This is a genomic window from Janthinobacterium sp. TPC_1, from assembly GCF_056037845.1.
The window spans coordinates 2910862-2931838 of sequence record NZ_CP195157.1; the positions used below are offsets into that span (position 1 = coordinate 2910862).

Below are 20977 nucleotides of genomic sequence, written 5' to 3' on the forward strand. Positions count from 1 at the left end.
CTGCTTGATGGCGCAGGAATTACTGGGCCGCTGCTGCCGGCGCCGCCGCTGCCGTGGCAGGACGGTTCAGCCACAGGATCCAGTAGCGGGCCAGGTCGCCCACGCCGTCGCCGCCCTTGACCGTTTCCAGGACCTTGATGGCTTCATCTTTCTTGCCGGCCATGGCGTAGGAATAGCCGAGGCGCAGCTTGGCGTCTTCAGCACGCTTCAGGCCGCCCTTGGCGATGCCTTTCTGGATCAGGTCGATACCTTTGTCGAATGGTCCATCGTCACGAAGGCGTAACCGAGGTTGATCAAGCCCGTGCCATCCTTGCTCTTCATGGCCGACGCTTCGCCGCTGGCGATGTTTTTCGCATCGTCGGCGGCAGCCTTGGTGGCCTGGTCGCGCAGTTTCTTGTGCTTGGCGGCATTCGCGCCCGTGCCCAGCACGCCTTTGGCAAAGCCGGCGTCGAGGACTTTTTTCGCTTCCGTCGGGAAGGCGTTCTGCAAGGCGATTTCAGCCATGTCGCTGTAATCCTGTGGCGGCATGGTGTCGACGGCCTTGAATTGCAGGCGCAGCACGTCCAGCGCGAAGCGGTCCGAATAGCCGGCCTTGCCCTGCAGACGGCCCAGCAGGTCGCTCCAGTAGTCGTCCGACGGGTAGTAGCGCACCAGGTTTTCCATGGCGACCAGGTAAGTGGCCGGATCCTTGCTCTTCGAGCCCGTATTGGCCAGCAATTGCAGTTCTTCGATGCTCGGCGTCTTGCCCGCTTGCTGCTGGCCGTCACGTCACGTCGGGCCATCAGTTCCTGCTTGGCGCGCGCGAAATCATTGCTGAAGTAATAGGCGCGGATGATGTAGGGACGTACGGTCGCCACGTCGCCTGTTGCTGTCTGGTAACGGGTGAACCATTTGATGGCGTTCGGGTAATCCTTGGCGTTGTAGTGGTAGTTCGCCAGTGCCTGGATGAAGTCGCCTTCCGATTTCTTGTCCAGCTTGCCCGATTCGATCACCGCTTCCAGCGCCGTCATGGCCATGGCCGCATTGTTGGTGGTCGAGGCCAGCGCCACGCGCAGGCGGTTCAGCACGAACAATTCGTAAGGCGTCAGGGCCGGAATGGCGGCAGCCTGGTCGATGCGGCTTTGCACGTCGGCGTAGTTTTTCGCATCCATCGAGGCCTTCACGGCGGCTGGATCGAGCAGTTTGAACACTTCAGGGCGCACCGTGTCGGCTGGAGCGGCAGCGGCGGCAGCCGGCTTGGCATCCTGCGCGTGCGACAGGGTGGGGCAGGCAGTTCAGGCCGATGGCGGCCAGGAGCAGGCTAAGACGGGCAAGACGGAATTGGGACATGGGTTATCCTTCAATCAATAACAAAAATACGCACCTGCAGTGGCAGCCGCAACATCGTGCAGTGGCATTGCCAGAGGGGCAAGGAAGCTCGAAAAAACACATTTCTGCCGTTCTGCCTGCGTAAGTCAAACAGAAGCGGCATGATACAAAGCGGCTATTGTCACATAAACGGCTGAGCGGGTGCGGCAAACGTGCGCGCCAGGGCTTGCCCTTTTGCATCGAACAGCAGGCAGCGCTGCGGCGGCAGATGCAGGCGCATGGCGTCGCCCGCCTGGCGCAAGCCTTCCTCGGCCGGCAGCTTGACGGCCAGCATCTCGCTCACGCCCGGCATGCTGGCGTAAACGATGGCCACGTCGCCCAGGTATTCGACGTGGCTGACGGCCGCGTCGACGAGGTTGTCGCCTGCATCGTCCCCGTGCTGCAGGCTGACATGCTCGGCCCGCACTCCCAGGGTCAGCCGGTCGCCCGGCGCCACGCTCCCGCCCTGCGCTTCGACGTCGATCGCGGCGCCGCCGGGCAGGCGCACGGCCACGGAGCCGGGGCTGGCCGCGACGGCCTCGCAAGCGATGAAGTTCATCTTCGGCGCGCCGAGGAAGCCGGCGACGAACAGGTTGCCGGGATTGTTATACAACTCGTGCGGACTGCCCACCTGCTCGATGCGCCCGCCGTTGAACACGACGATGCGCTCGCCCAGGGTCATGGCCTCGACCTGGTCGTGCGTGACGTAGATCATGGTGGTCTTGAGTTCCTGGTGCAGGCGCGAGATTTCCACGCGCATCTGCACGCGCAGCGAGGCGTCGAGGTTCGACAGCGGTTCGTCGAACAGGAATACCTGCGGTTTGCGCACGATGGCGCGGCCGATGGCCACGCGCTGGCGCTGGCCGCCCGACAGGTCCTTCGGTTTGCGCTTGAGCAAAGGCGTGATCTGCAGGATCTCGGCCGCGCGCTCGACGGCGGCGCGCACCTCGGCCTTTTTATGCCCGGCCAGGGAGAGGGCGAAGGCCATGTTCTCGAACACCGTCATGTGCGGATACAGGGCGTAGCTCTGGAAGACCATGGCCAGGCCCCGCTCGGCCGGGGCGATATCGTTGGCCAGCTTGCCGCCGATATGCAGCTCGCCGTCCGTGATGTCTTCCAGGCCGGCGATCATGCGCAGCAGGGTTGATTTGCCGCAACCTGAAGGCCCCACGAAGACGACGAATTCGCCGTCGCGGATATCGAGGTCGATGCCGTGGATGACCGGGTGCTTGTCATCGTACAGCTTGACGATATTCTTTAAAGCAATGTGTGCCATGGAGTGGTTCTATCTTAGCTGGCGCTGGCTGGCGCCTGGGGGGAATCGGCCTTGCTCAGGTCGGGCTTGCCGGCGGCGTCCTTGGGGCCGATGCGCATGAAGCGCGACAGGATCAGGACGGGCAGGGCCGACACCAGCACCCACAGGAAAAAGGTCTTGTAGCCGAGCGCCGTCTGGATGTCGCCGCTGATCATCTTGAACAGCACGAAGCCCAGCTGCATCACGCCGGTGGCAAACGCATAGTGGGCCGTCTGGTACTTGCCGACGGAGACCACCTGCATCATGAACAGGATCAGGCCGACGAAGCCGAAGCCATAGCCGAACATCTCCACGCTGAGCGCGGCCGTGATCAGGGTCAGATCGGTGGGCATGCTGTGGCTCAGGTAGTAGAACACCAGGTTCGGCAAGTTCATGGCCAGGATCAGGAACAGCATGGCGCGCTTCAGGCCCAGCCAGGACGTGAAATAGCCGCCGCCGATGCTGCCCAGCAGGAAGGCGACCGTGCCGGCCGTGCCGTACACGGCGCCCACTTCCGTCGTCGACAGGCCCAGGCCGCCCAGTTCGCGCGCTTCGCGCAGGAACAGCGGGCCGATGGTCTGCACTTGCGCCTCGCCCGCGCGGAACAGGATGATGAAGCGATCATGCCCCAGATGCCCGGTTTTTTCAGGAAGTCCACCAGCACGTCCCACAGGGTGCGGCTGATGCCTGCCACGCTCTTGTCGGCCACGGCTGCGTTGCGCACCTGCGGCAGCGCCCACAGGTGGTACGCGGCCAGCGACACCATCATGGCGCCGATGATCAGGAAAATCACCGACCAGGCGGGTTTGACGCCGATGTTTTTCTCCAGATAGCCGGCCAGGATCACCAGGCCGCCCAGCGAGATGAATTTGCCCGCATTGAAGAAGGCGCCCTGCCAGCCCGCGTAGGCCGCCTGCTGCTTGTCGGACAGGCTGGCGATGTACAGGCCGTCGCAGACGATGTCGTGCGTGGACGAGGCCAGCGCGGCGACGAACAGCACGGCGATGCAGGCGGCGAACCACAGCGGCGTTTGCAGCGCCAGCGCGATCAGGCCCAGGCTCAGGCCACCGGCGAACTGGAACAGCACCACCATGGTCTTCTTGCTCGACGCCAGCTCCAGGAAGGGACTCCACAGCGACTTGAAGACCCAGGCGAAGCCGATCAGGCCCGTCCAGCGGGCGATCTGGTCGTTCGGCACCCCCATGCTCTTGAACATCAGGCCGGCCACCAGGGCGACCGCGTAAAACGGCAAGCCCTGGGCGAAGTACAAGGTGGGCACCCACGAAATCGGGCTGCGGACGCCGCCCTTGCTACTGTTGCTGCTGCTGGTCTTGTCATTCATGGATGCTTCCTCGGGTCGTCTTGAAAGTGCTGTGTGATTCGGTGGCAAGGGCGGCGCTCACTGGCAGCGCCGCCTGGCCTCGGCCATGATGATGCGGTCGGCCGCCTCCTGCGCGTACACGCCGGCGCCGGCCGGGTAGCGTGCGGCCATCGCGGCCAGGCGCTGCAGCCGCGTGCCCACCGCCTGCAGCGGCAGGGCGCCAGAGGCCAGCGCGGCGCCGACGGCGTCCAGCGCGGCTGGCAGCTGCGCGGCATCGGCCAGCAGCGCCATGTCGGCGCCGGCGGCCAGCGCGCGCGCGCGCCGACATGCCCGCCCTGCGCATCGATGCCCGGCGCGAGCAGCACGCCGTGCATCACCGCGTGCGACAGGCTGGCGGGCTGGTTTTCATCGAGGGCCGGATAGGCCACGTGCGCGCTCATCATCGAGGCCGTCTGCGCGGCGGCCCGGCGAAACGGCACGAAATCGTGTTCTTCCAGCTGCGAGCGGGTCTTGTCGACGCTGGGGAGAGGGCTGCCGGCGCCGTGCTGCGGCAGGTACAGCCTGGCGCAGCACGCCACGCCCTCGGCCTGGCAGCCCGCCGTCCAGGCGTGCGCCATGGCGGCCGCTTGTGCCGGATCGCCGCCAAACGCCTGCGCCGCGCCCGGCGCCTGTCCGGCAGCCGTATCGAGATTGATCAGGGGCGCCAGCAGCCAGTTGATGCCCAGTGCGCGCAAGCCGCGCGCCGTCGCCGCGCCCGTGCCGTTGGCCAGTTCCGCGTCGCCAAGGGCGCACAGGTTCATGGCGTCCGGTGGCTGCGGCAGCCAGGCCGGATAAGCGGGAGGCATGCCGGCCGGGTCGATGGCGATCAGCGCCTGCGGACCCAGGGCGCGGCGCAAGTCCGTGCTCAGGCGCGTCAGCTGCACCGCATCGCGCAGATTGGCCGCGCGCAGGCACACGGCGCGGATGCCGTTCTGCCGCAGCCATTGCGCCGTGGCCGCATCGAGCCCGGTGCCGGCGATGCCCGTCATCAGCAGCTGGCCAGCCAGCAGGCGCAGGTCGGTGGCGATGGCGGCGCTCATTTGACGGCGCCGTCCATGCCGCGCATGAAGAAGCGCTGGGTGAACAAAAACGCCAGCAGGGTTGGCACGATGGTGATCAATGTGCCGGCGGCGATCACGCGCGTGCTGCTGCCGAAGGTGCCGCGCAAATACAGCACGCCGACAGAAAGCGGGAATTCATCGGGCTTGCTCATGACGATGGACGGCCAGATGTACTCGTTCCACGATTCGACGGCCGTCAGGATGCCGACGGTGGCCAGCCAGGGCGTAATCAGCGGCAGCATGATGCGGCTGAAGATCACCCACTCGGAGGCGCCATCGACCCTGGCCGCGTCGATCAGGTCTTGCGGCACTTCCTCGAACGCCTGCTTGAGCAGCAAGATGGCCACGGCCGTCACCACGTTGGGCAGGATCACGCCCGTGTAGGTGTCGACCAGGCTCATTTGCGTGATGGTGATGAAGTTGACGAGGAAGTTCACCTCCGACGGCAGCACCAAGGTGGCGAGGATCAGGCCGAACACGAGTTTGCGGCCGCGGAATTTCAGGCGCGCCAGCGGATACGCGGCCAGTGAGCACAGCAGCAGCTTCCAGAACACGGTGAACACGGCGATCAGCACGGAGTTCTTGAAGAACGACCAGATGGGAATCGCGTTGAACACTTCGATGAAGTTCTCGAAGGACGGCGCCTTCGGCCAGAAGGTGGGCGGGAAGGCGAAGATATTGCCCTCCGTGGAAATGGCCGTCACCAGCGTCCACCAGAACGGGAAGACGCAGACGACGGCGATCGCGCACAGCACGGCATAGTGGCCCAGTATGTGCAGGCGCGTTTTCAGGGGGCGGGAACGGATTTTCATGGTCATTCCCCGGTCAGCGGTGCTTGGGTTTGAGGTAGCGCAGGCACAGCAGGGCGATACCGATGCAGAATAGGGACACGACGAAGCTGGCGGCCAGCGCGCGCGGCAGCTTCAAGTGTTTGAGGCCCTGGTCATACGCGTAATACAGCGCCGTGAAGGTGGAATTCATCGGGCCGCCCTGGGTCAGCACGTCGACTTCCTGGTAAGCCTTCAGGGCCGCCAGCACGGACAGGATGGAGCACAGCATGATGGTCGGGCGCAGCATGGGAACGGTGATCTTCCAGAAGCGCTGCCAGCGGTTGGCGCCGTCGAGCATGGCCGCTTCCTGCATGTCAGACGGAATCGATTGCAGGGCCGCCAGGTACATCACCATGTACCAGCCCAGGCCGCGCCACAGGGTGACGAACATGACGGCAAACAGGGCCAGGCTGTCATTCGACAGCCAGCCCACGGGCGCGTTCACCAGCTTCAAGGTCATCATCACGTAATTGAGCGCACCCTGTTCGTGGAACATGAAGCCCCACATGATACCGACGACGGACACGGTGGTCACCACGGGCACGTAGAAGGCGGCGCGGAACAAACGGATGCCGGGCAGGCGGTTGTTCACCAAGACCGCCAGCGTGATGGCGCCCACCTGCACGAAGGGCACCATCAGCAAAAACATCAGCGAATTCTTCAGGCCCGAGACGAACATCTCGTTGTTGAAGATGTAGCGGAAGTTGTCGAGGCCGACGAAGCGCGTCTCGCGTATCAGGCTGTAGTCGGTGAAGGCCAGCACGGAGCCGTAGCCGACGGGCCAGAAGGAAAAGGCGGCCAGCAGCAGCAGGGCCGGGGCGAGGAACAGCCAGGCTTGCACGGTGTGGCGGTGGGCGAGTTTCATGGTGTCCTTAGTGGCGCGGCAGGGTGGCCAGCTTGCGGTTCCAGATGGCGACGGCCTGGTCCAGCGCCTGCTGCACATCCTGCTTGCCCGTCACGCCCGCCTCGACGGCTTTCACCAGCGAGCGGCGCAGCTCGTCGTAGTCGTCGATGCCGGCCACGTACAGCGTGCGCGAGTGATTCATCGACAGGGCGCCGGCGGCCACCGCCTTTTCGGCCGCGCTCGCGTTCTTCGGCGTGGCGAGGAAAAACGGGTCGGCGGCTGCCTTGATCGTGGTGGGGAAGACGCTGGCCTGGCGCGCGAAGGCCAGCTGGTTGTCGTCGTTCGTCAGGAAGCGCGCGAACTTGCCCACCGAGGGCAGCAGGCTTGCCGGCACGCCTTTCGGGATGGCGAAGTGCACCAGCCAGCCGCCGTCGGCTATGCCGGTGGGGCCCAGCGGCGCGGGCGCCACGTCGGTGATGGCGTAAATGTCTTTCGCATCGCCGCGGATGCGCTGCATGGCCGTCGGCGGCGCCAGCAGCATGCCCAGGCGGCCGCCCTTGTAGGCGTCGATCACGGCCGGGAAATTGTCTTCGGCGAACAGGCTTTCTTTCAGCAGGCCGCCGACCCTGTAGGTGTCGGCCAGTTTCTGCACCAGCGCCACGTGCCGCGGCGAATTGAAGACGGCGCGGTTGTCGGTGATGACGGCCAGGCCCTGCTGCATGAACAGGCCGTCGATTTTCGACAAGGCGGGAGCGATGCCGGCCTTGCCCGTGCGCTGCGCGATCTGGCGCGCAAACGCCAGCTGTTCATCGAGGCTGGCGGGGCCGCGCGTGAGCCCCGCCTGCTTGAAAATGGCGGTATTGAAGGCGATCACCGCGACATTGCTGTACATGGGGAAGCCATAGGTGCCGCCCTTGAAGCGCAAGTCCGCCAGGGCGCTGGGAATGTAGCTGGCGCGCGCAGGCGCGATCAGGCCATCGACTTGTGTGAGCAAGCCGTCGCGCGCAAATTCGTCGGCCCAGGGCACGTTCAGGCTGACCAGCGCGGGCGGCGTGCCGGCCACGATGCGCGTGACCAGCTTGGTCTGGATGATGTCCCACGGGAAGTCGATCCATTCGATTTTGACGCCGGGATTTTGCGCCTCATAGCGCGCCATCACCGCATTGAAATACGGCGTGAACTTGGGCTTCATGCTGAAGGTCCAGAATTCGATTTTCTCGGCAGCCCATGCCTGCGGCGCGAGCAGGCCCGCGCAGGCAAACACTGCCAACAGTCTCTTGATCATTATTATTATCCTGGCGACTGACCCCGCAAGTGCCGGGGTCGGACCCTCAGGGTCCGACCCCCGTCTCAGCCTTTGGGGGGGCGTAAGTTACTACTTGTTGCTTAGTTTGTTTTTGTTACCTTGCTCAGGTGACGCGGCGCATCCGGGTCCATGCCGCGCGCGGCCGACAGTTTTGCCGCCATCACGTAGAACGACTGGATGGCGACGATCGGATCGAGATCCGGCGTGGCCGCCACGGGCAGGGTCAGGTCGCGCTCGGCCACGTCGGCGGGCGCCGCCAGCAAGACCTTGGCGCCACGGCCGCGCATCTCTGTTGCCAGCTGCAGCAGGCCGGCCTGGGTCGGGCCACGGGTTGCAAAAATCAGCAGCGGGTAGCCGTCTTCGATCAGGGCCATGGGGCCGTGCTTGATTTCGGCGCCGCTGAACGCTTCCGCCTGCAGGGCCGAGGTTTCCTTGAATTTCAGGGCCGATTCCAGCGCCACGGGGAAGCTGATGCCGCGTCCGACGACCATGATGTTGCGGGCCGGGGCCAGCACGTCGATGGCGGGCGACCAGTCGACGCGGGTCGCTTCGAGCAGCGCTTCGGGCAGCGCTTCCAGGCCTGCCTGCAGCTCGGGATCGTTCTGCCACTGGGCTACCATGCGCGCGCCGGCGACCAGGCTGGTAATGAAGCTTTTCGTCGCGGCGACGCTTTGTTCCTTGCCGGCGCGCAGGGGCATGGCCCATTCGGCGGCGTGCGCCAGCGGCGAATCGATGTCGTTGACGAGGGCCACGGTGGTGGCGCCGCCGTCGCGGAAGTAGCGGATCGGTTCGACCACGTCCGGGCTCTGGCCCGATTGCGAGATCGAGATGGCCAGGGTATCGCGCGTCACCAGCGGCGACTTGTTCAGGGTCACCAGCGACATCGGCAGGGACGCGACGACGCGGCCCAGGCGCGCCATGATCAGGTAGGCGACGTAGTTGCAGGCGTGGTCGGAGCTGCCGCGCGCGATGGTCAGCGCGGTCGAGAACGAGGTGCTCCTCAATTTGCGGCCCAGTTCCGCGTAGCGTTCGGTGTCGCTGGCCAGTTGCAGGGCGACGCATTCGGCGGCGGAAACGGCTTCTTTAAGCATCATTGAGGTCACAGATTTCTCCTTCTATATACACTGCTTTGAGTTTGAGATCGCGATCGAGTACTACCAGATCGGCGTAAGTGCCGGGGGCCAGCCGGCCGCGTTCTTCCAGGCCCAGGTAATCGGCGGCGTTGGTCGACACGCGCTTGGACGCGTCGGCCAGGTCCAGTCCCAGTCCCACCAGGTTGCGCAGCGCCTGGTCCAGGGTCAGGGTGCTGCCCGCCAGCGTGCCGTCGGGCAGGCGCACGCCGCCCATGCATTTCTGCACGGCGTGGCGGCCCAGCATGTATTCGCCGTCCGGCATGCCGGTGGCGGCGGTCGAATCGGTGACGCAGTACAGGCGCGGGATGGCGCGCAGGGCCACCTTGATGGCGCCCGGATGCACGTGCAGCAGGTCGGGGATCAGTTCGGCGTATTCGGCGTGCGCGAGGGCGGCGCCGACCATGCCCGGCTCGCGGTGATGCAGGCCGCTCATGGCGTTGAACAGGTGCGTGAAGCCCACCGCGCCGTGCTCCAGCGCGGCCACGCCGTCTTCATAGGAGCCCAGCGTGTGGCCGATCTGCACGCGCACGCCGGCGTCGGCCAGGGCCCGCACCAAATCCAGGTGGCCGGCGATTTCCGGCCCACGGTAATGACGCGCAGCCTGGCCAGCGTTTGCAGGCGTTCGATTTCGGCCAAGGTGGCGGCGCGCGCGTAGTTCGGCTGCGCCCCGAGCTTGCCGGAATTGATGTACGGGCCTTCCAGGTGGGCGCCCAGCACGCGCGCCGTGTTCGGGCGGCGGTTGTTGGCGGCGATGCCGATGGCCGTCAAGGCCATGTCGATGTCTTCCGGCGGCGCCGTCATGGTGGTGGCCAGCAGGCTGGTGGTGCCGTGGCGCGCATGGATGGCCGCGATGGTGTAGACGGCTTCGCCGCCTTCCATGATGTCCTTGCCGGCGCCGCCGTGCACGTGCAGGTCGATAAAACCGGGCAAAATATAGTCGTCGCTGTTGCCCGACGGGTGGAGGGAATCGCCCTCGATGCTGTCGACGCGCTCGCCGAAAGCGATGGCGCCGTGGATCCAGCCGCCGGGGGTAAGGATATTGCCTTTGATAGTGCTGCTCATCTGCGCGACTCCGCTACGAATTCATAATAATCACTGCGGCAATACGAGTGGGTCAGTTCCACCGCTGCGCCGTTGTCGAGATAACTGACACGGGTGATGTGCAGCATGGCTTCACCCGTCTTGATATTGGCCAGCTTGGCCTGTTCCGCCGTGGCGTTGACGGCGCGGATATGCTGCAGCGCGCGCATCGGGATGGTGCCGCGCGACTCCAGGTAGCCGTACAGCGAATCGGTGACTTGCTGCGGGTCCGGCATGTACAGGGCGGGGATGGTGGTCGTCTCGATCGCCATCACCACTTCGTCGGCCGTGCGCAGGCGGCGCAAACGCGCCACCGGCATGTGCGGCGACAGTCCCAGAGACAGCAGTTCCAGCGGCGCGGCCGAGCCGATATCGCGCTGCAGCCAGCGCGAGCCGGCGGTAAACCCCCGCTGGCGCAATTCTTCCGAAAAGCTCGTCAGGCGCGACAGCGGCTGTTCCAGCTTGGGCGTGATGTAGGTGCCCGAGCCGCGCTTGCGCGTCAGCATGCCCCGGTCGCACAGCATGTCGATGGCCTTGCGCGCCGTCACGCGCGAAATTTCCAGGATGTCCGACAGCACGCGCTCCGAGGGCAAGGCCTGGTTGGCGCGCCAGTCGCCGCTGGCGATGCCGTCCGACAGCATGTTCGCCAGCTGCATGTAGAGCGGCGTGTCGCTGGCGGGATTGGGTTTGAAGGCGGACAGTTTGGCCAGCATGGTCATTGCTCCTGCAAGTGCTTGCGTATCAGGCGCAGGCCGCCTGCGGCCGAGTCGCCCTGTGCCGGCACGACCAGTTGCAACAGTGCCGCCGGCAGGTAGCCCGACAAGGGCGCCGCCAGGCCGCCGCACAGGGCCACGGGCAAGCTGCCGGCCGGGTCGAGCGCCCGGGCGATCAGGGCGATCTGCTGGCCCGCGTCGGTCAGGATGGTGTGCGCCACCACGTTGGTGGCCGCATGTTCGAGCACCAGGCGCGCCAGTTGCGCAAAGTTGGTCTGCTGGCGGCCGCCAGCCACACCTGCATGGCGTCGCGCTGGCCGCCGCAGGCATCGATGACGGCCGTGGCGAAGGCGCTGCCGGGCACGCGCCCGTCGGCCACCTGTTGCGCGTGGTTGATGGCGCGCATGCCGATCCAGGCACCGCCCGCTTCGTCGCCGGAGGGGAAGCCCCAGCCGCCCACTTCGTGGCGGCTGCCGTCCGCGTGCAGCACTTCGCCCACGCTGCCCGTGCCGATGGCAACGATGACGCCCGGCTGGCCCGCATGCGCGCCCAGCAGGGTGGTCAGGGCATCCGATTCCAATGCCACCAAGGCATAGCCGGGATTGTGTTCGATGAAGCTGGCGGCCCACTGCTTGTTGTGCACGCCGGCCAGGCCCAGGCCGATGGCCATGCGCTGCAGGGGCGGCTGTTCCAGGCCGGCGGCGCGGAAGGCCAGGGTGACGGCATGCGCCACGGAGGTCCAGGCCCGTTCGATGCCCAGGCCCAGGCCGGAAGGGCCGCTTTGTCCCTGCGCCAGTTCCTGGCCATCGAGGCGCGCCAGGCGTACGCGGGTGCCGCTGCCCCCGCCGTCGACGCCGATTATGTATTCGATCATGTGTGTGCAGTCCCGCGTATGGTTGGATGCGCCTGTCTCGTTTTTATTTGTCGGGCGGCGAAAAAGCTGAAGGCACTATATTGTTGCCTCGATGGCTTGTCAACAGGTATTTAAGTGGTATTAACAAATGCCTTGCGCGGCGTCGTGCCATGCCCGAGGGAATGATTGCAAGTATTTGTTAGTAAAGGAGTTTTTGTATTTATTGAATGGTATTGAAATTGGCCTTGTTTAATGCCAATTTTTTCCCACTGGTCTGTGCCCGGTGTTGCGGTATTGCTTTTGTGCATGCTTGGCAAGGGACGCCATGAAGAGTAAAGTCGGCCTTTTACACCTGAGTTGGAAGAGCATGATGAACGACAAGGCAGCAAAGAGCGATTACTGGGACGACTGGCAGCAAGAGGCGCTGGCCGCCGGCGTGTCGGCGCCGCTGGCCGCGCTGGGCATGGAAATGATGCGCACGCACCGCAAGAACCGCTGGCCGAAGGATTTCCTGGGCCGCGAAAGCGATGGCCCGGTCATGATCGAGATGTGCCTGGAAGACGAGGCGGAGACGGAATTGTTCTTCATCGAGAACCTGTATCCCTACGATGCGGCGCTGATCGAAAAGACGCGCCGCCGCCTGTGCCTGCACTGATCCGGCACTGACGTACGACTGGAACGGCCGCCTTGCGCGGCCGTTTTGCTTTTCGGGTGGCATTTTCATGGGGGAGTGTCATAATGGCCCAGGCATTTCCGCCCAGGCATGGAGTAGATGATGAGCAAGGCACAGGACAGCAAGAAAGAAGCCAAGAAAGAACCGGCCAAGACCATGAAGGAAAAGAAGGAAGCCAAGAAGGTCAAGAAAGAAGAGCGCAAGCGCTGATCATGCGCCTGCGCCGTACCCTGACGCGCCCGTGGCGTGCGCCGGCCCTGCTGGCGGCGTTCGCCCTGCTGGCCTTCGGCGTGCCCGTGTCCGGCGTGCTGGCGCAGGCCAAGCCGGCGCCGTCCACGTTCGGGCAAGTGGTGGGCAATGCCGTGCTGTGCATCGACCATATCGACAACAAGGCCTTCTATGCCTACCTGCTGACGGCCTTCGGCCCCGCCTACAAGCATGAAGGGGGCGCCTACTGGTTCCGCACGGAAGCGACCCTGTGGGGCGCGCCCGTTACCGACGTGATCGTCAGCGACGATACCAGTCCCCTCGTCTTCATGGGCGTGGTGGCGGATTCGACGCCGGAAAAGCTGGAACCGGCCATCCGCGGCGCCTCTGGCCTGCGTTTCAATAAACTCGACAATTCCGCCTTTCCTGTCCGTGGCTCCGTGCCTGGCAGTAAAATCGTCTACTTCCGTAGCAAGGCGAAAGTGTATTGCGCCAAATACAAGCCCTTGCCGCCCGCCCGCACCCGTTGAGGGTATCGGCTTGCCGCAGCGCATTTTGATCGTTTCATCCGCAGGGTCTCCATGTACACGCATTATTTCCAGCTCAAGCAATCGCCGTTTTCGATCGCCCCCGATCCGCGCTACCTGTTCATGAGCGAACGCCACCGCGAAGCGCTGGCGCACCTGCTGTATGGCGTGGGCAGCGGCGGCGGCTTCGTGCTGCTGACGGGAGAGATCGGCGCCGGCAAGACCACCGTGTGCCGCTGCTTCATGGAGCAGATTCCGGAAAATTGCCAGCTTGCCTATATCTTCAATCCGAAATTGTCCGTCGAGGAATTGCTGCTGTCGATCTGCGAGGAATTCCGCATCGCCCTGGCGCCCGGCGTGGCCAGCGTGAAAGGCTATGTCGACGCCATCAATGCGCACTTGCTGGCCAGCCATGCGCAGGGCAAGAATAATGTGCTGATCATTGATGAAGCGCAAAACCTGTCCGCCGCCGTGCTGGAGCAGCTGCGTTTACTGACCAACCTGGAGACGAGCGAGCGCAAGCTGCTGCAGATCATCCTGATCGGCCAGCCGGAATTGCGCGCCATGCTGGCCCGGCCCGAGCTGGAACAGCTGGCGCAGCGCGTCATCGCCCGCTATCACCTGGGTTCGCTGACGGCGGACGAGACGGCCAGCTATGTCCGCCACCGCCTGGCCGTGGCGGGCAGCACGGCGCAGACGCCGTTCGCGCCCCGTTTGATGGCGCCCATCCATGCCTTGAGCAAGGGCGTGCCGCGCCGCATCAACCTGCTGTGCGACCGCGCCTTGCTGGGCGCCTACGTGGAAAACCAGCCGCAGGTGACGCGCCAGATCCTGCGCCGCGCCGCCGAGGAAGTGTTTGCGGAAGAGGGCAAGCCGGTTGCAGGAAGGGGCTTGCGCTGGCCGCACGTGGCCGGTGGCGTGCTGGCCGGCGCGCTGGTGACGGCTGCGCTGGCCTGGCATTTCATGCCGCATGCGCCTGCCACCGTGGCCGTGGCGAAAGCGCTCGCCGTGGCGGCGCCCGTTGCCGCTGCTGTTCCTGCAAAGGCGCCTGCGCCTGCGCCCGCGAGCGTGCCGGACCGCAACGCCGTGCTGCGCCAGCTGGCTGCCCTGTGGGGCGAGCAGTTGCCGGCCGGCGACGCTTGCCAGGCGGGCGCGCGCGCCGGCCTGCGCTGTTTGCACAGCCGTGGCGGCATCGCCGAACTGCGCGTGCTGGACACTCCCGCCATGCTGGCCTTGCGCGATGCGGGTGGCACGGAACAGCCGGCGCTGCTGACGCGCCTGCAGCATGATACCGCCACCTTGATGCTCGATGGCAAGCAGATCAGCTTGCCGCTGGCCCAGCTGTCGCAGCGCAGCGATGGCAGTTTTACCACCTTCTGGCGCGCCCCGCGCGTCTGGCGCGATGAAGTGCCGCTGGGCGCCCGCGGCGCCGACGTGGACTGGCTGGCGCAGCGCCTGGCGCAGCAGCGGGGCTTGCCGGCGCCGGCCGCCAATCTGCCGCTCGATGCCGAGATGCAAGGCCAGCTGCGCGCTTTCCAGCAAAGCCAGAACCTGCGGGCCGATGGCCTGGCGGGCCCGAAAACATATATACGCCTGAGGCAACTGGGCGACAACGCGGAGCCGCGCCTGAGCGGTGCTGCTCCTGCCGTGGCGGCGCCCGCCGCGACGGCGATGGTGGCGGGGAAATAAGATGTCCTACATACTTGAAGCACTGAAAAAATCGCAAGCCGAGCGCCAGCTGGGCGAGTTGCCGTCGATCCACGCACCGCAAGTGCAGCTGCACGATGGCGCGGCGTCCGGCGCGGCGCGGCGCGCGCCCGTCTGGCTGGCGCTGGGCGGCGTGACGGTGGCCGTGGCTGCCGCACTGCTGCTGTGGCAGCCGTGGCAGGCGGGCGCGGCGGCGCCTGTAGCCGTACCTGTTCCCTTGTCTGCTGCCGCGCCTGCCGTGCTGGTCCAGGCTGTGCCAGCGCCGATGCCGGCAGTCCCTGTGCCCGTGGCGGCCCCGCCAGCGGTCGCCGCGCCCGTGCCCGTGCCGGCGGCGGCCACCGCTGCGCCCGTACACCATGCCAGGCCCGTGGCGGAACCGAAGCAGGAAACGCCGGGCCAGGCCGCGCCGCCGCCCGTAGTGGCCCCGCCCCCCGCAACGCCTGCTCCCGCGCCGCCGGTTGAAGAGGCCGTGCCCGGCATGCGCGACTTGCCCGAGCCGATACAGCGGCAAATTCCCCCGATCGCCATCGGCGGCTATATTTATTCGAAGAATCCGGCCGACCGTTTGCTGCTGATCGACAAGGTGCTGCGCCACGAAGGCGAGGAACTGGCGCCTGGCCTGGTGCTGGAAAAGCTGCAGCCGAAGGCGGCCATCTTCAGTTTCAAGGGCTACCGCTACCGCGTGCCGTATTGAGTTGTTGCACATCAAGGCAGGGGTACAGTAGCTGAATCATACTGGCCTGGCCTGGTCGAACCAGGATTGCCGCGTCCGTGCGCGCGGCCGGGGAGGTCCCATGATTGCTGCTGCCGGTGAGGGTGTGCTTGATGCGGATGCGCCGGAAAACCTGGCGCGCATCGAGCATATCGTCGTGCTGATGATGGAAAACCGTTCGTTCGACCACATGCTTGGCTACCTGAGCCTGGAAGGCGGGCGTGCCGATATCGACGGCTTGCAGGCCAGCCATGCCAACGTGCATGCGGGCGTGACGTATCCCGTGCACCATTTGCGGCGCACGGCCTTCGGCCCGCAGCAAGACCCGTCGCATACGGGCCAGTCGGTGGCGCAGCAATTGCAAAACAATAACGGCGGCTTCGTCGACGACTATGCGCAAACGCATCCGGGCGACCCCGACATCGACCTGGTGATGGGTTACTACAACGGGACCGACTTGCCCATGTACGATTTCCTGGCGCAGCAGTTTTGCGTCTGCGACCGCTGCTACAGTTCCGTGCCGGGCGCTACCTGGCCCAACCGTTTGTATGCGGTCAGCGGCAAGGCGGCCGGCAGCAAGGATAGCAAGCGCGTGCCCCTGTATGCGAACAAGTCCTTCGTGCGGCACCTGGACCGCGCCCAGGTCGGCTGGAAATTTTATTCCGCCTGGAAGCCCTGGAGCCTGGCCTTCAGCGACGACCATTACCGCTCGTCCGAGTGGTACGAGCCGTTCGGTTCCAGCGCGCGCCGCTATGGCTTCATCGGCGATGCGCTGGCCGGCACCTTGCCCCCGGTCAGCTGGATCGATCCGCATTTCTTTGAAAACGACGACCACCCGCCGGCCGATATCCGCGCCGGCCAGGCGCTGGTGGCGCAGGTCTACCAGGCCCTGTCGCGCGGTCCCGCCTGGGCGCGCACCTTGCTGATCCTCAGCTATGACGAGCACGGCGGCTTTTTCGACCATGTGCCGCCGCCCGCCGCCGACGACGACGACCCCGCGTTTCGCCAGTATGGCGTGCGCGTGCCCATGCTGCTCGTGTCGCCGCTGATCGCGCCGGGCAGCGTCAGCCACCAGGTGGTCGACCACACGTCGATTATCAAAACCATCCTGCAGCGCTTTTGCCGCGCCGCCGATGGCAGCTTGCCCCAGATGGGCGCGCGCGTGGCGGCCGCCAGCGGCCTGGGCGCCGTGCTGACCCTGGCGCAGCCCCGCGCGGCGCCGGCCGTGCCCGCTACGGTGCTGGCGCAGCGTGCCGCCTGGGAAGCGGATGTGCGGGCCCGGGATTTCGCCTCGCTGGCGCCCGCCTGCCAGCCCGCCGCTGACCTGGCGACGGCTGGCGAGCTGGACGCTGCTGCCGCCGTGCCCGCGCTCTCCGATGCCGAGGCGGGCGCGCTTGCCGCGCATCGGCAATTGGCGCGCATGGCCAGGAATGTGCAGGCGCAGAATGGGAAAAATACGGGGAGAAATGCGGGAAAAAATGTGGCCCAGCCGGCAGGCCGGCGCCGGCGCCAGGGTGGCAAGCCGGCGCCGGCCGGCGCCGGGAATGGCGGAAAATCCGGAGGCGCTTGATTTGGGCGATGAGCCTGGCACTGGGCAAGGCAATGCGCTGGGCAATGCGCGGGTGGGGCTGCGTATAATCATTCCTTCTCAATCAAGGAGTGACCATGCACGATGCGATGCCCGCACACCCGGTACTGGGGGTGATCGGCCGTTCCGGTAGCGGCAAGACGACCCTGCTGGAATTTGTGGTGAAGGAATTGGCGGCGCGCGGCTTGCGCGTCAACCTGGTCAAGCACAGCCACCATGACCTGGCGCTGGAGCCGCCGCAAAAGGACAGCGCCCGCCTGCGCCTGGCGGGCGCGGCGGAAGTGCTGGTGGCGTCGCCGTATCGCTTTGCCATCGTGCATGAGCTGCGCGGCGCGCCGGAACCGAGCCTGGCGCAGCAATTGGCCCGCATGGGGCCGGCAGACCTGACCCTGGTCGAGGGCTTCAAGACGGATCCCATCCCCAAGCTGGAAGTGTTTCGCCCGGAAGTGGGGCAAGCGCCCCTGTATCCGCATGACCCGCATGTGATCGCCGTCGCCTCCGACAGCCCGGCACCGGACGATCTGCGCGAGGGCGTGCAATGGCTGGACTTGAATGCGCGCGAGCATGTGCTGGCCTGGCTGCTGCACAGGCTTGAAAAATAAGTTAAAGGTTTGCCGGCAGCATCCGTTAACAAGGGTAGAACCTCATTGGAGAAACGTATGGACGTCGCAAGCATTGCTCAACTGTCAACCACGATGGCGGAGACAGGCACGCGTCAAGCCGTCGGTTTGACTGTCCTGAAAAAAGCGCAGGATATTCAAAGTTCGACTGCCACTGCCTTGCTGGAAGCGCTGCCACCGATACAGTCGGCGCCGAGCCTGCCGGCTCACCTCGGTAACCGCATCAACACGACAGCCTGAGCGCAGGTCGGTAGCGCCCGTCCGGCGCTGGTCGTACCCATGCCCACACCACCGTCATCGACGGTGGCGCGTGGGCGTTTTTGTTTGTCTTTTCGCCTTCCTCCCGTCTCCGTTCGCCATGACCCGGCCGATTCAGTAGAATGACGTCCATCACCTCGCGTTGTCCATCGTGCAGCCCGGGGCGTGCCCACTTTACTTTGACCCATGCAAGAGGATTCCCCATGAACAAACGTCAAGCTCTCATCGCCGCCGCCCTCGCGGGCCTGTGCGCCGGCACCACCGTCAACGCGGCCGCCCACGATGGTCCCGCCCCCGGCGACAAGGAAAAATGCTATGGCGTGGCCAAGGCGGGGCAGAACGATTGCGCTTCGTCCGATGGCGCGCATTCCTGCGCGGGACAGGCGGAGGCGGACAACTTGCCCACGGAATGGGCATATGTTGCCAAGGGCACGTGCGAACAGGCGGGCGGCTCCGTGAAACCCGTCAAGGCCGCCAAGGCTGCCAAGCCGGCCACGCAGCCCTGAGCGTCCGCCGCCCGCCCATGCCGCCGCCCGTCCTCGCGCTAGCCGGCGCCGGCGTCGGCTTGCGCGCGGCGCACTACCGCGACTTCCTGGCGCGCCGGCCCAAGGTCGGCTGGCTGGAAGTGCACACTGAAAATTATCTGCAGCCTTCGGGCTGGGACTGGCATGTGCTGCAAACCCTGCGCCAGGACTACCCGCTCAGCCTGCATGGCGTGGGCCTGGGTCTGGGATCCGTCCGGGGCTTTTCCGAGGCCCATCTGCAGCGCGTGCGCGCGGTGGTGGAAGGCATCGCGCCGGCCCTCGTGTCGGAACACCTGTGCTGGGGCGCCGTGGCGCAGCAGCAACTCAATGATCTGTTGCCGCTGGCCTTGAATGGCGCCGCCCTCGATTTACTGTGCGCAAGAGTAGGGCGGGTGCAGGATGTGCTGAAAAGGCCGATCTTGCTGGAGAATGTCTCCACTTACCTGCGTTTTGCCGACGATGCCATGAGCGAAGCGCAATTTCTGACGGAACTGGCGCGCCGCAGCGGTTGCGGGCTGCTGCTCGATATCAATAACCTGTATGTGAACCAGTGCAATCACGGCGAAGACGCCTTGGCGGCCATGCAATCGATTGCGCCGGGCAGCGTGGGCGAGCTGCACCTGGGCGGCCACCTGCTGACGCCGCACGCCGTGATCGACCACCATGGGGCCGCCGTGGCCGATCCCGTCTGGGATTTGTATGCGGCCGCCTTGCAGCGCTTTGGCGCCGTGCCCACCCTGGTCGAATGGGACACGGATTTGCCGCCGCTCGATATCCTGCTGGGCGAGGCGGACAAGGCGCAAGGCATGCTGGCGCGCCACGCGCAACATGCGCCGTGGCACGCGATGCCGCCGCTGCCGTCACCGCCGCCGGCCGCGTCGCCAGGCGCGCTGGCTGCTGGCCAGCAAGCGTTCGCCACCGCCTTGCTGGATACTGAGGCAACATTGCCAGCGTTCGCGGGAGACGTGGTGCCGCAGCGTTTTTCACTGTACCGTGGCAACTTGAGCGCCGCCTGGCGCCGCACGCTGGCGCACGCCTATCCCGTCGTGCTGGCGCTGGTGGGCGAGGATTTCTTTGGCGGCCTGGCGCGTGCATACGGCCGGAGGATGCCATCCGATAGCGCCGATTTGAACCAGTTTGGCGCCCGTTTCGCCGATTTTCTTGCTGCGTTCCCGCCTGTGGATGAGCTGCCTTACCTGCCGGACATGGCGCGCCTGGAATGGGCCTTGCACCTGGCCCATTACGCGGCCGATGCGCAGGCACTGGCGCCCGAGTCGCTGGCCGCCTTGCACCCGGATCAGCTGGAAGCGCGCCGTTTTACCCTGCATCCCGCTTGCGCCTTGCTGGCGTCCGGCTGGCAGGTGGCGGCCATGTGGCAGGCGCATCAGGAGGGGGACGGTTCGGCGATCTTTCCGCAAGATCTGCAGGTGGCCAGCCAGGCGCTGGTGTGCCGGCCGCGCTGGAAGGCGCAGGTGCTGATATTGGATGTGGCCGCGCATGCCGCCTTGCAAGCCTTGCGGCAGGGGCAGACGTTCGGCGCCGCGCTCGATGCGGCGTTCGAGCTGGATCCGGCCTTCGACCTGGCCGCGCACTTGCGCCAGTGGCTGGCGCATGCGGTGCTGGTGGCGTAACTATGACTCGAAGGCCCGCAGCAGGCGCGCTTCGCCCGTCTGATCGCGGTACAGGGCATTCGCGGCCAGGGTGGCGTCCATCATGCGGGTGACTTGCTCCTCTTCAAAGCGGGCAAGCTCGGCAGTGGCCGCGACGAGGGCCAGTTGCAGCCTGGCACGCGCACTCTGGTACAGGCTGCTGGTATATTTGTCTGTGTTGCGCAGTAATTCTTCCGCGTTTTCTATTACCTGGCGCAAGTCGCCGATCAGGCGTTCCTGGCTGCGCGTACCTTGTTCGGGATGGTCCATGGCGCTTCCCTTCTGCAATCGATATTTATCTGACAATAACGACGTGTCGCAGCTTGACTTGGGCAGCCGGGCTGGCAGGGGTGCTGGCTGGACGCATGGGGCTGCTTTCGCACCCCATGCCGGTATCAAACGGGGCCGACGACCGTGATACGGATATCGCCCACGCTGACCACCTGACCGGCGCGGATCTTGGCGGTCTTGCGCAATTCCTTCTTGCCATCGACCTTCACCACGCCGCTATCGACCATGACCTTGCCTGCGCCACCGCTGTCGCACAGGCCGACCAGCTTCAGCAGCTGGTTCAGCTCGACGAACTCGGATGTTAAATCAAAGCTTACTTTTTGCATTGTATCCCTTATTGCAACGATGTGTTTTCAACACTGAATGACAGTGTCAACTAAGGTCATAGTTTACATGAAGC

General features: G+C 65.4%; 22 protein-coding genes and 2 pseudogenes. 10 read left to right on the top strand and 14 right to left on the bottom strand.

Going from position 1 to position 20977, the window contains the following annotated elements; all coding sequences use genetic code 11:
- Positions 1-19 precede the first annotated feature (19 nt).
- Together ACQVLG_RS14200 and ACQVLG_RS14205 are read right to left on the bottom strand one after the other, a co-directional pair.
- Positions 20-163 (bottom strand): hypothetical protein, encoded by a 144-nt coding sequence (locus tag ACQVLG_RS14200; RefSeq protein ID WP_474295205.1) that lies wholly within the window; start codon positions 161-163, stop codon positions 20-22.
- A 74-nt stretch (positions 164-237) separates the two neighbouring features.
- Positions 238-717: a hypothetical protein gene (locus tag ACQVLG_RS14205; RefSeq protein ID WP_474295207.1), complete on the bottom strand. Its 480-nt coding sequence runs from the start codon at positions 715-717 to the stop codon at positions 238-240.
- Positions 718-945: 228 nt separating this feature from the next.
- Here ACQVLG_RS14205 and ACQVLG_RS14210 point away from each other — a divergent pair, with 228 nt between their 5' ends.
- Positions 946-1080 carry a hypothetical protein gene (locus ACQVLG_RS14210; RefSeq protein ID WP_474295209.1) on the top strand — a complete coding sequence of 45 codons (135 nt, stop codon included), beginning with the start codon at positions 946-948 and terminating at the stop codon, positions 1078-1080.
- A 409-nt stretch (positions 1081-1489) separates the two neighbouring features.
- On the opposite strand, the gene ACQVLG_RS14215 is transcribed toward ACQVLG_RS14210, so the two are convergent.
- The 10 genes and pseudogenes from ACQVLG_RS14215 to ACQVLG_RS14260 all read right to left on the bottom strand — a co-directional run bounded on the left by ACQVLG_RS14215 (position 1490) and on the right by ACQVLG_RS14260 (position 11842).
- On the bottom strand, positions 1490-2623 hold the full coding sequence (locus tag ACQVLG_RS14215) for an ABC transporter ATP-binding protein (RefSeq protein ID WP_474295211.1): 1134 nt from the start codon (positions 2621-2623) through the stop codon (positions 1490-1492).
- Positions 2624-3065: 442 nt separating this feature from the next.
- Positions 3066-3983, bottom strand: coding sequence for an MFS transporter (locus tag ACQVLG_RS14220; protein WP_474295213.1), 918 nt, complete (start codon positions 3981-3983; stop codon positions 3066-3068).
- Positions 3980-5041, bottom strand: a complete 1062-nt coding sequence (locus tag ACQVLG_RS14225) for a glycoside hydrolase family 3 N-terminal domain-containing protein (RefSeq protein ID WP_474295215.1) — start codon at positions 5039-5041, stop codon at positions 3980-3982. The genes ACQVLG_RS14220 and ACQVLG_RS14225 overlap by 4 nt, the downstream gene beginning before the upstream one ends.
- The gene (locus tag ACQVLG_RS14230) at positions 5038-5874 is read right to left on the bottom strand and encodes a carbohydrate ABC transporter permease (RefSeq protein ID WP_230538595.1); all 837 of its coding nucleotides are present in this window, start codon (positions 5872-5874) and stop codon (positions 5038-5040) included. The genes ACQVLG_RS14225 and ACQVLG_RS14230 overlap by 4 nt, the downstream gene beginning before the upstream one ends.
- 13 nt (positions 5875-5887) lie before the next feature.
- On the bottom strand, positions 5888-6757 hold the full coding sequence (locus ACQVLG_RS14235; RefSeq protein WP_219310923.1) for a carbohydrate ABC transporter permease: 870 nt from the start codon (positions 6755-6757) through the stop codon (positions 5888-5890).
- A gap of 7 nt (positions 6758-6764) precedes the next feature.
- Complete coding sequence (locus ACQVLG_RS14240) at positions 6765-8021, bottom strand: ABC transporter substrate-binding protein (protein WP_474295218.1); 1257 nt, start codon at positions 8019-8021, stop codon at positions 6765-6767.
- A 101-nt stretch (positions 8022-8122) separates the two neighbouring features.
- On the bottom strand, positions 8123-9136 hold the full coding sequence (locus ACQVLG_RS14245; protein WP_152285307.1) for an SIS domain-containing protein: 1014 nt from the start codon (positions 9134-9136) through the stop codon (positions 8123-8125).
- A pseudogene (gene nagA, locus ACQVLG_RS14250) lies at positions 9126-10237 on the bottom strand (N-acetylglucosamine-6-phosphate deacetylase). The gene ACQVLG_RS14245 and the pseudogene nagA overlap by 11 nt, the downstream one beginning before the upstream one ends.
- Positions 10234-10968 (bottom strand): GntR family transcriptional regulator, encoded by a 735-nt coding sequence (locus tag ACQVLG_RS14255; RefSeq protein ID WP_052140116.1) that lies wholly within the window; start codon positions 10966-10968, stop codon positions 10234-10236. The pseudogene nagA and the gene ACQVLG_RS14255 overlap by 4 nt, the downstream one beginning before the upstream one ends.
- A 2-nt stretch (positions 10969-10970) precedes the next feature.
- Positions 10971-11842: pseudogene (locus tag ACQVLG_RS14260) on the bottom strand (glucosamine kinase nucleotide-binding domain-containing protein).
- 346 nt (positions 11843-12188) lie between these two features.
- Here ACQVLG_RS14260 and ACQVLG_RS14265 point away from each other — a divergent pair.
- The 9 genes from ACQVLG_RS14265 to bufB all read left to right on the top strand — a co-directional run bounded on the left by ACQVLG_RS14265 (position 12189) and on the right by bufB (position 20268).
- Positions 12189-12476, top strand: coding sequence for a hypothetical protein (locus tag ACQVLG_RS14265; RefSeq protein WP_029496217.1), 288 nt, complete (start codon positions 12189-12191; stop codon positions 12474-12476).
- Positions 12477-12706: 230 nt separating this feature from the next.
- On the top strand, positions 12707-13231 hold the full coding sequence (locus ACQVLG_RS14270; protein ID WP_474295221.1) for a hypothetical protein: 525 nt from the start codon (positions 12707-12709) through the stop codon (positions 13229-13231).
- Positions 13232-13282: 51 nt separating this feature from the next.
- On the top strand, positions 13283-14917 hold the full coding sequence (locus ACQVLG_RS14275; RefSeq protein ID WP_474295223.1) for an ExeA family protein: 1635 nt from the start codon (positions 13283-13285) through the stop codon (positions 14915-14917).
- Between the two features lies 1 nt (position 14918).
- Positions 14919-15629, top strand: a complete 711-nt coding sequence (locus tag ACQVLG_RS14280; protein WP_474295225.1) for a general secretion pathway protein GspB — start codon at positions 14919-14921, stop codon at positions 15627-15629.
- A gap of 100 nt (positions 15630-15729) precedes the next feature.
- Positions 15730-17217 (top strand): alkaline phosphatase family protein, encoded by a 1488-nt coding sequence (locus ACQVLG_RS14285; RefSeq protein WP_474295227.1) that lies wholly within the window; start codon positions 15730-15732, stop codon positions 17215-17217.
- Between the two features lie 95 nt (positions 17218-17312).
- On the top strand, positions 17313-17837 hold the full coding sequence (gene mobB / locus ACQVLG_RS14290) for a molybdopterin-guanine dinucleotide biosynthesis protein B (protein ID WP_230538587.1): 525 nt from the start codon (positions 17313-17315) through the stop codon (positions 17835-17837).
- Between the two features lie 57 nt (positions 17838-17894).
- On the top strand, positions 17895-18095 hold the full coding sequence (locus ACQVLG_RS14295; RefSeq protein WP_071079054.1) for a YjfB family protein: 201 nt from the start codon (positions 17895-17897) through the stop codon (positions 18093-18095).
- Positions 18096-18316: 221 nt separating this feature from the next.
- Entirely contained in the window at positions 18317-18619 is a 303-nt protein-coding gene (locus ACQVLG_RS14300) for a BufA1 family periplasmic bufferin-type metallophore (protein ID WP_230538586.1), read from the top strand.
- 17 nt (positions 18620-18636) lie between these two features.
- On the top strand, positions 18637-20268 hold the full coding sequence (bufB, locus tag ACQVLG_RS14305) for an MNIO family bufferin maturase (RefSeq protein ID WP_474295230.1): 1632 nt from the start codon (positions 18637-18639) through the stop codon (positions 20266-20268).
- Here bufB and ACQVLG_RS14310 read toward each other — a convergent pair whose 3' ends face one another.
- The gene (locus tag ACQVLG_RS14310; RefSeq protein ID WP_230538584.1) at positions 20269-20556 is read right to left on the bottom strand and encodes a hypothetical protein; all 288 of its coding nucleotides are present in this window, start codon (positions 20554-20556) and stop codon (positions 20269-20271) included.
- A gap of 125 nt (positions 20557-20681) precedes the next feature.
- A complete protein-coding gene (locus ACQVLG_RS14315; RefSeq protein WP_092798343.1) occupies positions 20682-20903 on the bottom strand; it encodes an RNA-binding S4 domain-containing protein in 222 nt (73 codons plus the stop codon).
- Between the last annotated feature and the right edge of the window lie 74 nt (positions 20904-20977).